Origin of the sequence: Streptococcus sanguinis (genome assembly GCF_020729725.1) — a bacterium.
GTDB classification, from domain to species: domain Bacteria; phylum Bacillota; class Bacilli; order Lactobacillales; family Streptococcaceae; genus Streptococcus; species Streptococcus sanguinis_V.
On record NZ_JAJEPA010000005.1, the window covers coordinates 877,132 to 890,829 of the forward strand.

Consider the following 13,698-nt stretch of genomic DNA (forward strand, 5'->3'; position numbering starts at 1 on the left):
ATTTCACAAAAGCAGAAGGACATTTTCTGAAGAAAAATGGACTGGTCAACCCACCAGCCCATTTATCCATACTCAAAGTAGATTAGCTATTATGCACCCGATTCATATACTCTGTATAGGACTCAGTCTGCATGAGTTCCTTAGCATTCTTGACCCGATCAGCTGTTGGAGGCTTAACCCCTTCCAGCTTGTAAGGGATACCCAACTCCCGCCATTTGAATTCTCCCATGGTATGGTAAGGTAGAATTTCAAACTTATCTACATTCTTCAGCGTCTTTACAAATTTACCTAGCTCAATCAGGTCATCATCACGGTCGGTCAATCCCGGCACCAAGACATGGCGGATCCAGACTGGCTTTCCAATGTCAGACAGGTACTTGGCACAAGCCAAGATATTCTTGTTGGTCTGGCTGGTCACAATTTTGTGCTGTTCTTCGTTAATCTCCTTGATATCAAGCAGGACTAGGTCGGTGACTGCCATAAGCTTATCAAATTTTTTCAGATAGCGAGGCGTATTTCTGAAGGGTAGGGCACAGGTATCCAATGTACAGTGGATGCCCAGTTCCTTAGCCTTGGTAAAGAGGGCAATTAGAAAATCAATCTGCAGCAAGGCCTCTCCTCCGCTGACGGTGATGCCGCCTTTGTTACCCCAGAAGCCCTTATAACGGAGAGCTTCTTGTAAAACATCATCCACTGTCCGCAGCTGAGATTTGTTGGTCTCCATCTCCCATGTGTCCGGATTATGGCAATACTGGCAGCGCATGTGGCAGCCCTGCAAAAAAACAATAAAACGGATACCCGGTCCATCAACAGCTCCAAAACTTTCGGTGGAGTGGACCATGCCCGTTACCTTTCCATAATCAACTGCTTCTTCAATTTTCTCTTCAACCATCACGCAACCTCTTAACTCTGAAAACGTTTTATAACTAACTACATTATAACATGATTAAAGCAAAAATAGACTTAATTTGCCTATTTTTTAGAAAACAAACTGTTTTTCAGTTTCATTTTCAGTGTTTTACAACAGATAAAACTTTAGGGCGAAAGCTGATTAAGACTTGCTCTTAGATGCCGGCCAATAAAAAATCAGGGAAGATTCTCTATTCCACCCTGATTTCACTTTTGAACTGATTTTAGTTAATTTCTATTTCTCTTTTTGAGAGTAAAAGCAAACATTAGCAAGGTCAATCCCAAGACTGCCCAGCCACTCTTATTTTGGCCGGTCTGCGGGAGCCCCTTCTTCTTGCTGCCAGCAATCTGACCTTGTCCAGTTTGATTGGACGATGGAGGATTGGTCTGAGACGGAGCTCCTTGATCTGCCGCTGCAGAGGATTTATCGGTTGATTGAGACGGTCGGGAGCTGTCAGAAGACGAAGCTGCAACATCCTTAGAAAAGTCCAGCTGCACCACTACTGGATCATGGTCTGAAGCTCTGCCATGTTCCTCCATGAAAGAGGCATTGATATGGACAGGCGCAAAGACTGCCTTGCCTGCAAGGTTCTTCGAAATGAAAATGTTGTCCAAACTTTGGTTGCTGCCGCGGTAGAAGTAGGAATAACGGTCAGCCGCATCATGCTCCTGCATGAGATTAATCAGTTCATTACCCGCCAGTGCTTTAGCTGTTTCGGAAAATTCAAAATCATTAAAATCACCAGTCAACACAAACTTAAGGTTAGGATTTTGTCTCAGTCCTTCCTGAACAAAGCTATTTAAAATTTTAGCCTGCTCTATCCGAGCAGCCTGCGTATGCTGAACTGCTGGTTGAGCGGAGCCATAAACAGCATCATCCCCAATCTTGGACTTCAAATGATTGGCGATAACGACGATATGCTGTCCCTTGAATTCAAACTCAGCTGCCAAGGATTTACGAACCTTAGTAAAGGCTGGATTTGTTGGAGCAATCCGGGCAGGATTCTTAACCAAATGGCCACCAGAGAAGCTAGCTGCTTCGTCACTCGTACCAGCTTCTTTTTCGACTAACTTCACCCGATTTGGATCGTAGAGAAAGGCCACGCGGATATTAGAGCCAGGCTTGCCTCCATCTTGACCGTCAAGTGGGGCAACTTCGGTGTACTTGTAAGTTTTTCCGCCCAGTTCTTTGATGCGGGCCGCTAGTTTCTCACCGCTTTTGACACCGCTGGTCGTTCCGTCATTAACGCTGCCATTTTCATCTTGAACCTCAATGAGCGTAATGATATCTGGACTGTGGATTTCATTGATAAAGGAATTAGCGATTCTAGTCACTTTTTCCTCAGGTGTTTCACCTTTTTTAGCATTAGCAGAAAAATTCTCGATATTGTAGGAAGCAATAGTCAACTTGTCCTCGCTTGGATAGATAGGAGAGACCTGTCTCTGCAAGCCACCGTCCACCAAATCAGGCAGCTGAGTCGGCTCCAACTTGTAAATCTTCCCACGATAAGTCACGACTCCGACCACATCACCATTGAAATAATCCTTGGCCTTGGCAATGAATTTATTGCCAACATAAACTGGAATGGTTGCTGTATTTTGAGCGTTTGGACGAAGATTAAGACCTCCGATATTGTTTAGCGGTAAGGCTTGGTAGCCTTCCGGCAAGAGATAAGTATCTCCACGGTACTGCGGGCCTAAAACGCGGGGCCTCTTCACCGTCGTCAACATTCCTTCTAAACTTTCCCAGTAGTCCAACGCTTCACTTTGAGGTTGATAGTTATTAATATCGTTATCGACCGTATCCTGAGGCATGTTGGCTACGATGTCTACTGGAGCAGGCAAGTCAGCCTTGCCTTCCTTGGTCACCTTGGAAGCGATAAGCATGGTGACAGTCAAGCTATCGCTTGGCTTGTTGAAAGTCTGCCCCTGACGAACGCTGAGCTCTTCCATGTAGCCTTCTTTGACGCGTCCTTCAAGACTAAGTTTGTCACCGACATCGACTTTTTCTTTAGAAACAACATAAAGAGCATCAGAAGTCCTGCTATTTCCATCAGGATTCACGTCTTGAACATAAAAACCATAGCGGTCTGTTTTCGTCACAACTACATTGGAAACTTGAACCTCTTTGTCCTCATAGGGAGAGGCTTGTGATTCTCCCTGAATGGTTCCCACATTGGGAACAACTTCTGGTCCGCTAGTCGCAGCTTGTGCTGCAGCAGGAGCTTGGCCTTCCTTTTCCACTGTCTCTGTAGAAGCTGCCTTTGACTCTCCTGATTCTGCTGATGCACTCTCTGCTTGACTAGCAACCGACGCATCACTTACAGCCGGATTCTCTGTAAGAGCAGCCGCCTCAGAAGTCGACGAACTTACCGCTTCTTCTGCTCCGACTGGTTGGACAGAAAAAAGCAGGGACAGAAAAGCAGCTAGCAAAACCGCTGTGGGAAAGAGCTGCCTGTAAGAAACTTGTTTTTTCATGAACTTCTCCTTTTCTGTATAAATGTATATTATCCTATTTAATTTTTATTATAAAGAAAAGAATCAAATTTTGCAAAGGCTTTCTTAAAATTCTGTATTAGTTTCTCTCACTTCAGAAAAATACTTGTCTAGGCTTGCCCAACACAGAAAAAAAGAATCTGGAAACATTTCCAGATTCTTTCGAGACTTTAGTTTTCTCCCACTAAGATAGCCAAGGTTTCGTATGGCTGCAGGGTCATCACATGGTCAATCTGAGTCTTGCCGTAATTGGATAGGAGAACCTGACCATTTTGATAATCCGGCAGGATGTCCACTGTAATCGGATCAGCATAAAAGTTGTTAAGGACTAAAAGTTTTTGTCCTTGCCACTCCCGCTCAAAGGCATAGACCTGAGGACTGTCCTCATAGGCTGGCTGATAGCTGCCCTCTGCGATGATAGGTAGTTCCTTACGCAGGGCAATCAATTTCTGATAAAAGGTAAAAATCGGTCCCTTGATTTCATTTTCCACATTGATAAGAGGATAGGATTTGCCCGCCTTCAGCCATGGAGTTCCTGTTGTAAAACCTGCATTGACCGAATCATCCCACTGCATAGGCGTCCGAGAATTATCACGAGATTTAGCCTTGATAATCTTGAAAGCTGCTTCTGGCGATTGACCTTCAGCAAGTAAACTCTGGTATGCATTGAGAGACTCGACATCCATATAATCTTCCATGGAGTCATAATCAGGGTCCACCATGCCAATCTCCTCCCCCATGTAGATATAAGGCGTCCCGCGAGACAGATGAATACTGGCTGCCAGCATGGTTGCCCCTTCATTGCGGAAATTCTCTACATCGACAAAGCGATTGAGAGCTCGCGGCTGATCATGGTTGTTCCAAAAGAGGGCCGACCAACCGCCGTGTTCGCTCATTTCCTTGCCCCAAGTATGGAAAAGGCGTTTTAATTCTTCAAAGTCAAAAGGCTTAAGGGTCCACTTCTGTCCAGCTTCATAGTCCACCTTGAGATGATGGAAATTAAAAGCCATAGATAGCTCCTGCCGGTCTGGTGCGGTGTAAAGGATACAGTTTTCAATCGTCGTAGCACTCATTTCGCCAACCGTCATAACGGAATCGTCCTGCCCGAAGGTCGCTTCGTTCATCATGCGCAGATAATCATGCACAATTGGCTTATCAGTATAGGCTGGCTTTCCCTCCTGATCCGGACAGTCCGTCAGCACCTCATCTTTACCGATCACATTGATGACATCAAAGCGGAAGCCTTTGACCCCTTTGTCTCGCCAAAAATTCACCACCTTGAAGAGCTCTTGACGAACATTGAGGTTGCGCCAATTGAGGTCAGCTTGAGTGACATCATAAAGATGCAGATAATATTTGCCCGTATCGCCAAATGGCGCCCAGGCACTGCCACCAAACTTGGACAGCCAGTCCGTCGGCTCATCCCGCAGGATAAAAAAATCCTGATAGTAGGAATCCCCAGCCAGTGCCTTTTGGAACCACTCATGCTCAATCGAGCAATGATTGAGAACCATGTCCAGCATAAAGTCAATACCATGCTGCTGGCCGACCTTGACCATCTCTTCAAAATCCGCCATATCTCCAAAGATAGGATCAACCGCAGTATAGTCAGAAATATCATAACCATTGTCCCGTTGCGGACTCGGATAGAAAGGATTGAGCCAGATCATATCCACTCCCAGCTCTTTCAGGTAAGGAAGTTTTTCAATAATCCCGCGAAAATCTCCCAAACCGTTGCCAGTCGTGTCTTTAAAAGATTTTGGATAAATTTGGTAGACAACCTTTGTTTTATCAAGTGTCATATTTCCTCCTTTTTTGAGAAAAGGGACAGATTTTAAAGCACCGTCCCTTTCTATAAGTCATTTCATTTTTCTTTAAAGCGGATTAGCTGTCATCAATTGGCTGCCTCGCTCAACTACCCGAGGAAGTTGTTCAAGCACCTCCACCTGATACTTGTCTGAGTTCGTAATGATGACTGGTGTTTCTGTTACATAGCCTGCTTTCTTGATCATGTCTATATCAAAGGAAATGAGCTTGTCGCCAACCTTGACCTTATCTCCCTGAGACACATAACCTTCAAAGCCTTTGCCCTCCAGATTAACAGTGTCCATTCCGATATGCATCAGGATTTCAACCCCTTCATCTGACAAGATACCGATGGCATGCTTGGTTGGGAAGAAGACTGTTACTCTACCATTAACTGGTGAAACCAACTCACCTTGGCTAGGTACAATGACAACTCCACGCCCCATCAAACCTTGTGCAAAGACTGGATCCGTTGCCTGACTCAATTCTTTGACTTCTCCTGCCAGCGGACTGGTGATTGTTACAGGGGTCAATGAATCAGCTGCTTGCACCTCTGGAGATGACTCGGCTTTGGATGGCCCGGCAAATTCTGCCTCCTCCTGAGCTGCAAACTCCGCCTGCAATTCTGGATCTTCCTCTGTCTTCGTCAAGAAGCCTATCTTGTGGAAGAAGAAAGTCAGGAACATTGGTACAAGGATTGCTACAAGCATAACTAGAAGGAAAGGAAGCCAATAGTTTGCTTGAATAGAAAGGATAGCTGGTAAGCCTCCGACACCAATACCAGTTGCTGTAACATTAAAGCTAAGGGACAAGACTCCGGCAATAGACGAACCAATCATCCCCGCAACAAATGGATAAACGTACTTGACATTGACCCCGAAGAGAGCTGGCTCAGTAACGCCAAGGTAAGCAGAAATGGTTGCTGGAAGTGAAATTTGTGCCTCTCTTTCATCACGACGATGCATGAGATAGTAGGCAAATACAGCTGAACCTTGAGCAATATTAGACAGAGCAATCATGGGCCAAAGAGCTGTTCCACCATAATCATTGGCTAATTGTGTATCAATGGCATTGGTCATATGGTGAAGACCTGTAATCACAAACGGAGCATAAAGGGCACCAAATACTGCACCAAACAACCATTTGAATGAACCTGTCAAACCAATAAATACAAACTTAGACATGCCTTGTCCAACCCACCAGCCAAAAGGACCTAAAACCGTATGGGCCAAAATCAGAGCTGGAAGCAGAGAAAGCAAAGGAACAAAAATCATAGAAATCACTTCTGGAATCCGTTTTCGCCAGAAAATTTCTAAGTAAGAGAGAGACAGACCAGACAAGAGAGCCGGAATGACCTGACCTTGGTAACCATATTTGTGAAACTCAAGTATCCCAAAATACCAAGTGAAGTCTTTAGTAATCACATCTTTAGAGGTATTGGCTACATCATAAGCATTCAACAAATGTGGAGAAACCAAACAAATTCCCAAGACAATCCCAAGAATCTGACTAGTTCCCATCTTACGGGAGATAGACCAAGTAATCCCCACTGGTAAGAAGTGGAAGACTGCTTGTGCCGGCAGCCAAAGAAAGTCATTAACATTGCTCCAGAATTTGGACACATCCACAATTGTATTATAAACCGGTTGTCCATTTTTTACTTGTGCAACTCCGTCAACAATCTTTCTACCCAAAGCTTCAATATGCACGCCCTCAAGGACATTGCGGAAGCCAAGGATTAACCCTCCGACAATCAAGGCTGGAATCAAGGGTGTAAAAATTTCCGCCAGAGTGGCCATAACCCGCTGAAGGGGATTTTGCTTGCTCTTGGCAGCAGACTTGGCTGCTTCTTTTGATACTCCCTCAATACCTGATACAGCAGTGAAGTCATTGTAAAAGATTGGCACATCATTTCCAATGATGACTTGGAATTGCCCAGCATTTGTGAAAGTTCCCTTGACCACTGGGATTGCCTCAATAGCCTTGACATTGGCCTTTTGATCATCTCCAAGTACAAAGCGCATCCGCGTTGCGCAATGGCTAACTGCTGTGACATTCTCTTTGCCGCCGATTGCATCTAGCAGATCCTTGGCTTCCTTCTCAAATTTTCCCATTTGACTACTGGCTGAATGAGAATCCAGCACTCTCCTTATATTTTTTTACGAGTCGGTTTTGCAACACACTCCTACAAATTATTGTAATCGATTTCAAAGATGTAGGCAAGTTGTTTGTTGAAAAAAGCCTTTATTTTTGATAAAATTTTCTAGGTTGTATGCAAAAAAGAAAACAAGTGGAGTTTATGATGAAGAAATACAAACAATTGTTCAAACAGATTGAGAAAGACATTTTAGAGGAACGTTATGCAGTCGGAGACTTCTTGCCCAGCGAACATCAGCTGACAGAAGACTACCAGGTCAGCCGCGATACAGTCCGCAAGGCTCTGGCCCTGCTGCAGGAAGAAGGATTGATTGAAAAAGTCCGTGGACAGGGTTCCAAAGTCATCAAGCAGGAACAGTTTGACTTTCCTGTGTCTAAGCTGACCAGCTATCAAGAAGTAGTCAAACAGAATAATATGCAGTCCAAAACCAATGTTGTCAGCTTGGAAAAGATTACCGTAGACCAGAAATTGTCCGACATCACTGGCTTCCCTCCTTACCGACTGGTTTGGCGAATCGTCCGTCAGCGCGTTGTGGACCAAGTCGCCTCTGTACTAGATATTGACTATTTAGACAAGGGCATCGTCCCTGACTTGACAAGGGAAATCGGTGAGCAATCCATTTACGCCTATTTGGAAAATGACTTAAAGCTCAAAATCGCTTATGCCAAAAAGGAATTTACCATTGACCACGCCAATGACCAAGACAAGATTCTCATGGACCTAGGCAAGGACCAGCAAGTCGTCTCTGTCAAGTCTCAGGTCTATCTGGCAGACGGCCGCCAGTTTCAATATACTGAGAGCCGGCACAAGCTAGACAAATTTCGCTTTGTGGATTTTGCTAAGCGTCAGAAAGAATAACCTTGATTTCCATCCAGACCACAAAACCACCTCTGCCTTCCAGCTGGCAGAGGTGATTTCTTTTATGAGTAGTCTAAGGCTGCTTTGTTTTGGAGCGACAAAGAGCCTCAAAATTTCTTTTTACTTGTTTTAGGAGATTTATATGAAAAAATTAGTTAAGGGCTTCTGCTGCTTTTTAAACGTTACTGATTCTTATTACTTCCTTTCTTACTTTTGCGCCTGTGAGAATGTCAATACTTGCTTATCATATAGGGTAACTTTAGATGTCATTGGACTGTCCTCATTTCTATTTTGATGCTATTAGTATAATCCCAGAAACTTAAGACAGACTTATAAAAAACTTGAAGGAAACTTAAAAGACTGAGGTTATTTCTCAGCCTTTTCTGCTTCTTCAATAATGTCAGAAATTTCAACCTTAACCTTCGTAACACGGCCATTTTTAACCTTGTCATTGGTCAAAATGAGTAGCTTATTCTGACTTTCGACTTCATAGCTAATGCGTTCCTTCGGATCTGGAATAGTCCCTACACAAGTCAAGTAATAACCAGCTATCGTATCCACATCATCGCTTTCGATTTCGACTTCAAAATATTCATTAAAGTCATTGAGGGTCATGGTTCCTAAGACAATGTAGGTATTCTCACCAATTTCATGAACTTCAATCTCAGCCTTGTCAGTCTCATCGTCAATCTCACCAACAATCTCCTCCAAAAGGTCTTCCAGTGTGACCAGACCAGCCATACCGCCATACTCATCCAAGAGAATCGCCATTTGATTTTGCGTATTGCGTAGCTCCTTGAGCAAATCATCGACAAACATGGTTTCCGGTACAAAGAGTGGCTCCTGCAAAATCTTGCGCAGAACGATATTGTCAAAACCATTGACGAATCCTTCATTAAGCAGTCGCTTGGTATGAATCAGACCGATGACATTGTCCTTATCCCCATCATAAACGGGAATCCGCGAGAAGCTCTGTTTGAGAATGCTCTCGATGATTTCCTTGGTATCGTCCTGAATGTCCACCATAAAGGCATCCGTCCGCGGCACCATCAGTTCACGCGCCATCAGCTCATCCAGAGAGAAAATCCCCTGCAGCATCTCAATCTCATCTGCATCCAAGGTCTCCTCACTCTTAGTCAGCATATACTCAATCTCATCCCGAGTCATCTTTTCGTCTGCATCATCAAACTTCATCGGGGTTATCCGACTCAGTAGATTAGTCGACGCTGACAGCAACCAAACGAAGGGGCTGACAATCTTGCCAAGAAAGATAATAACCGGTGCAGCCCGCACAGCTAGATTGTCTTTCAGGTTCATGGCAATGCGCTTGGGATAAAGCTCACCCAAAACAATAGAAATATAGGTCAATAAGACCAAAGCCAAGAAAGTTCCGATAGCACGTGCTGTTTCGGAATTTCCCATCCAAGAAGAGAACAGTTTCCCCAGATTATCCGCAAAACTGGCCCCAGACAGGATATTGATAACAGTAATCCCAACCTGAATAGTTGATAAGAAGTTATTGGGGCTTTCTAAGACAGCTAAGAGCCGGATATACTTGAGGTCACCCTCTTCAGCCTTTTGCTCCACACGCGCCCGATTGAGCGATACCATTGCCATCTCGGCTGCTGAGAAAAAGGCATTTAACAAAGTCAATATAAACAGTAGTAAGGCTTGCCATAAAATATTCTGACTGCCAGGGTCTTCCATTGATTCTTTCTCCTCGAAATGTATAAGTAAATCTGATTATATCATATTTTTAAATTTAGTGCACAGGAAATGAAAATAAGACGGGAGGCCCTTCTTCCGTCTTATTTTCTGGTATCGAGACTCTGGGATTAATCGATTACCAAACTCATCCTTATTTATTAATAATCCCAAACTCTTCGTTCTTCTTCTGCTGCTGGGCTTCCTTGTGATTGTCATAAAGGTTGGCCAAGAACTTAGCGATTTCTTTGAGGATAGAATAGGTCGGGATTGCCACAATCATCCCTAGAACGCCATAGATATTGCTGGATAAGAGCAAGAGCACCATGATGGTAATAGGATGGACTTTCATCACACCGCCAACGATACGGGGATAGAGGATATTGCCATCAACCTGCTGGATAATCAGCATGTAAATCAAGGCCGCCACCATCTTCTGAGGATCCGTAAAGGCATAAGTAATGACCATGGGAATCAAGCCGATACTCGGTCCTACATAAGGAATCAGATTAGCCAGACTGGAGAAAATAGCAAAGACCAAAGCGTACTTGAGCCCAATCACGCTATAGCCAATATAGGCCAGAGCACCGATAATCAGGGCATCGATTGAAATTCCGCTGATATAGCGGGCAACAGTAGCATTGAGATTAGTTAGCAAGCTGGAGATATTGAGCTTATCTCGCTTGAGGACTGTCCGCTCCAGCATGGGTAAAAGCTTATGGCCGTCCATGAGGAAGTAAACCAAGAAAATCGGCGTCATAATCAAAATCATCAGCGTATTGACAACTGCTGACAGAACGCTGCCCAGACTGTTGGTTACACTGTTAAGGATATTTTGCAGAATATCCACATAAGACAGATTGAGCTGCTGGATGGTGGACTGGATATTCAGATTTCGAAAGAGCGGATTTTTAGATAATTGATTAACAAAACTTTGAATTTCCCAATAAAGTCCTTGCGTTGAATTAATCAAGCTGCTCAGCTGATTAATCAAAATCGGCAAGAGATAAATAACACCCAAAGCAATCAAACCAAATAAAAGGCTGAGCGTAATCAGAATCCCAATCATTCGGTTGATTTTGAGCTTTTCCTGAAGAAATTTCACCAGAGGATTCGTAATATAGTAAAGAAATCCTCCTACAAGAAAGGGAATCAAGATTGTATTCACAACGCTAACAATCGGGGTTATCATATCCCCCATTTGGCGCCAGATAAAGAAAATAATCGTTAGCAAAAGGACCTCACTGGTCCAAAACATCAGCTTACTTTTATGAAACATTTGACTCCTCCTATCAGTTATTTTACCATAAATTTTGTTATAATAAAGGAGATTTAACGAAAGAAAGAGTAAAAATGGAAAAGATTATCGAACTGGAAAATGTAAGCTTGGCTAAACAAGGCCGGACCATCTTAAAAGATCTCAACTGGCAGGTGAAAAAGGGGGAGCATTGGGCCATCCTCGGTCTCAACGGTTCTGGAAAGTCTACTCTTCTGCGCTTGCTCATGGCTGAGCATTGGAAGACTCAGGGCAAGGTAACGGTTCTGGATACGGAATTTGGTGCCGGCGACATTCCTCAGCTGCGAACTAGGATTGGAGTAGTTGGCTCCTTCATTGCTGAGCGTCTGCCCAGCCATCTCACTGCCGAAGAAATCGTCCTGACAGGCAAGTATAAAAGCAGTATTCTCTACGCTCCTTACGGGCAAACTGAGCTGAACCAAGCTAGGGAAATGCTGGCTTCCATTGGCGGGCAAGATTTGATTGGCCGAAGCTACATCAGTCTGTCTCAAGGGGAAAAGCAGCTCTTGCTGATTGCGCGCAGTCTCATGGAAAAACCAGAACTGCTTATCTTAGACGAAGCGACCAGCGGTCTGGATCTCTTTGCCCGCGAGCGCCTGCTGGATCAGATTGGTAAGATTACACAGATGGACCAAGCTCCAACCATCCTCTATGTCACCCACCATGTAGAGGAAATCACTGCTGCTATGGATCATGTCCTGCTCCTAAAAGAAGGAGAAATCATAGCCCAAGGTCCTAAAGAAGACATTCTTCAAAAAGAGGTCATGAATCAATTTTATCCCCAGCCAGTCGAGCTGATTGAGCTGGGAGAAGACCGCTATTTCGTCAAGGTGGAGGGCAGGTCCTCATGAAGCAATTTTCTAATACCATCTTCAACCTAGGCTACTTCCTGATTCTGACCATGACTGCGATTGCCTTGCTTTTCCTGTCAGGGCAGATTCTGCTGTCCCATACTTACATACCTTTGAGAATTTCTGAAGGAGTCCAATTCGTCAGTAATCCTTGGTATTTCTACCCTATTCTCCTGCTCTTTCTCCTCAGCCTCTTTTTAATCCGGCCTCTGTTGGAAAAGGTTCAGACCAAGCATCTTTTTTGGTTTCTGTCCCTCATCTTTATAGCAGCAGCGATTTTTCTGATAACGGCCTACGATGGCCGCATCCGAGCTGACGCCAAGCACGTTTTCAATGCAGCCCTAGCCTTTAACCGAGGAGATTACAGCTCGCTGACAACCGTCGGAAGCTACATGTATCGTAATCCCCATCAGCTAGGACTGATGACTCTGGAGCGACTTTATACTTTTATTTCTCCGACGACTCAATTTGCCTTTAGCATGAATGTCGGCTGGACTTTACTCAGTCATTTCTTGATTTATAAGATTACTGCCCTGCTCAATGCCAGAGAAATGATTCAGAAATACACGATTCTGCTGACCTTTCTCTTTCTACCACAACTCTTTTTCATCCTCTTTGTCTACGGTACCATTCCCGGGCTCTTCTTCTGTCTGCTCAGTCTCTATGCTTTTATCAAGCTGGATCAGAAAGGAAATTTACTCTATGCCTTGCTGGGAGCGGCCAGTATTAGTCTGGCCTGCCTCCTGCGCAACAACTACATCATCTTTGCCATCATGCTGATTGGAGTCTGCTTCCTGTCCATTTTTTATAAATGGTCTTGGAAGAAACCACTGACTATCATCCTGATTTTAGCCGGCATTGTCCTTTCAAACAAGGGACTGACTGCCTACTATGAGCAGCTGATTGGGGGCAAGATTGGTGTCGGTACCCCAAAAATCGCCTACATCACTATGGGCCTGCGGGATGATCCCAATCGGCAGACCTTAGGAGGCTGGTACGATGCCTACAATACCAAGATTCTCAAGCGCAACAAATATGATGAAAATTTGGCTACAGAAATGGCCACTCGGGATTTGAAGGATATTTTGATTCACTTCAGTAAGCATCCTGCTTATGCGCTGAAATTCTTCTACGAAAAAGTCAAGTCGACTTGGACTGAGCCAACTTTTCAGTCTATTTGGACTGGGCCTCAGATTGAGCGCCAGCAATATATGAAGCCAGCTGTCCTGCGCAGCATTTATGAGGAAAGAAAAGGTTATCAGATTGTTAATTTCCTGCTCTTAACGCTGCTAGCCAGCATCTATCTGCTCTCCTGTTTCTTTATCCTGCATAAATTTTTCGTCGCCGAGGAAAAGCTGACGCCTTTTGACCTCTATCCCTTCATCTTTCTCTTGGGGGGCGGCCTCTTCCACTTCTTCTGGGAAACCAAGAGCCAGTATGTCTATATCTATGTCCTCCTTCTCATCCCTTCCGCCGCTCAATCCTTAGTCGACCTGAGCGATTGGTGGAAGAACAAAGGAAAAGGTGAGCCAAAAGACCAACTTGAGAAAGACCTATAAAACTTGAACACTTGACAAGAATTCCTTATAATTTTATAGGAATATTAAGTGAAACAAAGT

9 protein-coding genes are annotated in these 13,698 nt (G+C 44.2%); 3 read left to right on the top strand and 6 right to left on the bottom strand.

Annotated features, from left to right (window positions below; translation table 11 throughout):
- Positions 1 to 82: 82 nt before the first annotated feature.
- From pflA to treP, 4 genes are all read right to left on the bottom strand, one after another.
- Positions 83 to 892, bottom strand: coding sequence for a pyruvate formate-lyase-activating protein (gene pflA / locus K4I03_RS04340; protein WP_002905907.1), 810 nt, complete (start codon positions 890 to 892; stop codon positions 83 to 85).
- Between the two features lie 245 nt (positions 893 to 1,137).
- The gene (locus K4I03_RS04345; RefSeq protein ID WP_227963849.1) at positions 1,138 to 3,387 is read right to left on the bottom strand and encodes an endonuclease/exonuclease/phosphatase family protein; all 2,250 of its coding nucleotides are present in this window, start codon (positions 3,385 to 3,387) and stop codon (positions 1,138 to 1,140) included.
- A 188-nt stretch (positions 3,388 to 3,575) separates the two neighbouring features.
- Positions 3,576 to 5,207 carry an alpha,alpha-phosphotrehalase gene (gene treC, locus K4I03_RS04350; protein ID WP_227963850.1) on the bottom strand — a complete coding sequence of 544 codons (1,632 nt, stop codon included), beginning with the start codon at positions 5,205 to 5,207 and terminating at the stop codon, positions 3,576 to 3,578.
- Between the two features lie 72 nt (positions 5,208 to 5,279).
- A complete protein-coding gene (treP, locus tag K4I03_RS04355) occupies positions 5,280 to 7,325 on the bottom strand; it encodes a PTS system trehalose-specific EIIBC component (RefSeq protein WP_227963851.1) in 2,046 nt (681 codons plus the stop codon).
- A gap of 188 nt (positions 7,326 to 7,513) precedes the next feature.
- Here treP and treR point away from each other — a divergent pair, with 188 nt between their 5' ends.
- Positions 7,514 to 8,227, top strand: coding sequence for a trehalose operon repressor (gene treR, locus K4I03_RS04360; RefSeq protein ID WP_185774665.1), 714 nt, complete (start codon positions 7,514 to 7,516; stop codon positions 8,225 to 8,227).
- Between the two features lie 366 nt (positions 8,228 to 8,593).
- Here the strand turns inward: treR and K4I03_RS04365 are convergent, their stop codons facing one another.
- Together K4I03_RS04365 and K4I03_RS04370 are read right to left on the bottom strand one after the other, a co-directional pair.
- On the bottom strand, positions 8,594 to 9,934 hold the full coding sequence (locus K4I03_RS04365; protein ID WP_002909126.1) for a hemolysin family protein: 1,341 nt from the start codon (positions 9,932 to 9,934) through the stop codon (positions 8,594 to 8,596).
- A gap of 151 nt (positions 9,935 to 10,085) precedes the next feature.
- Positions 10,086 to 11,210 carry an AI-2E family transporter gene (locus K4I03_RS04370; RefSeq protein ID WP_002897049.1) on the bottom strand — a complete coding sequence of 375 codons (1,125 nt, stop codon included), beginning with the start codon at positions 11,208 to 11,210 and terminating at the stop codon, positions 10,086 to 10,088.
- 74 nt (positions 11,211 to 11,284) lie between these two features.
- Here K4I03_RS04370 and K4I03_RS04375 point away from each other — a divergent pair, with 74 nt between their 5' ends.
- Positions 11,285 to 12,079 (top strand): ABC transporter ATP-binding protein, encoded by a 795-nt coding sequence (locus tag K4I03_RS04375; protein ID WP_227963852.1) that lies wholly within the window; start codon positions 11,285 to 11,287, stop codon positions 12,077 to 12,079.
- The gene (locus K4I03_RS04380) at positions 12,076 to 13,638 is read left to right on the top strand and encodes a beta-carotene 15,15'-monooxygenase (RefSeq protein ID WP_227963853.1); all 1,563 of its coding nucleotides are present in this window, start codon (positions 12,076 to 12,078) and stop codon (positions 13,636 to 13,638) included. The genes K4I03_RS04375 and K4I03_RS04380 overlap by 4 nt, the downstream gene beginning before the upstream one ends.
- Positions 13,639 to 13,698 lie beyond the last annotated feature (60 nt).

Excerpts from the sequence above, each read along its gene's own strand:
- pflA (WP_002905907.1), bottom strand. The coding sequence starts at position 892 with ATGGTTGAAGAGAAAATTGAAGAAGCAGTTGATTATGGAAAGGTAACG.
- K4I03_RS04345 (WP_227963849.1), bottom strand. The coding sequence starts at position 3,387 with ATGAAAAAACAAGTTTCTTACAGGCAGCTCTTTCCCACAGCGGTTTTG.
- treC (WP_227963850.1), bottom strand. The coding sequence starts at position 5,207 with ATGACACTTGATAAAACAAAGGTTGTCTACCAAATTTATCCAAAATCT.
- treP (WP_227963851.1), bottom strand. The coding sequence starts at position 7,325 with ATGGGAAAATTTGAGAAGGAAGCCAAGGATCTGCTAGATGCAATCGGC.
- treR (WP_185774665.1), top strand. The coding sequence starts at position 7,514 with ATGAAGAAATACAAACAATTGTTCAAACAGATTGAGAAAGACATTTTA.
- K4I03_RS04365 (WP_002909126.1), bottom strand. The coding sequence starts at position 9,934 with ATGGAAGACCCTGGCAGTCAGAATATTTTATGGCAAGCCTTACTACTG.
- K4I03_RS04370 (WP_002897049.1), bottom strand. The coding sequence starts at position 11,210 with ATGTTTCATAAAAGTAAGCTGATGTTTTGGACCAGTGAGGTCCTTTTG.
- K4I03_RS04375 (WP_227963852.1), top strand. The coding sequence starts at position 11,285 with ATGGAAAAGATTATCGAACTGGAAAATGTAAGCTTGGCTAAACAAGGC.
- K4I03_RS04380 (WP_227963853.1), top strand. The coding sequence starts at position 12,076 with ATGAAGCAATTTTCTAATACCATCTTCAACCTAGGCTACTTCCTGATT.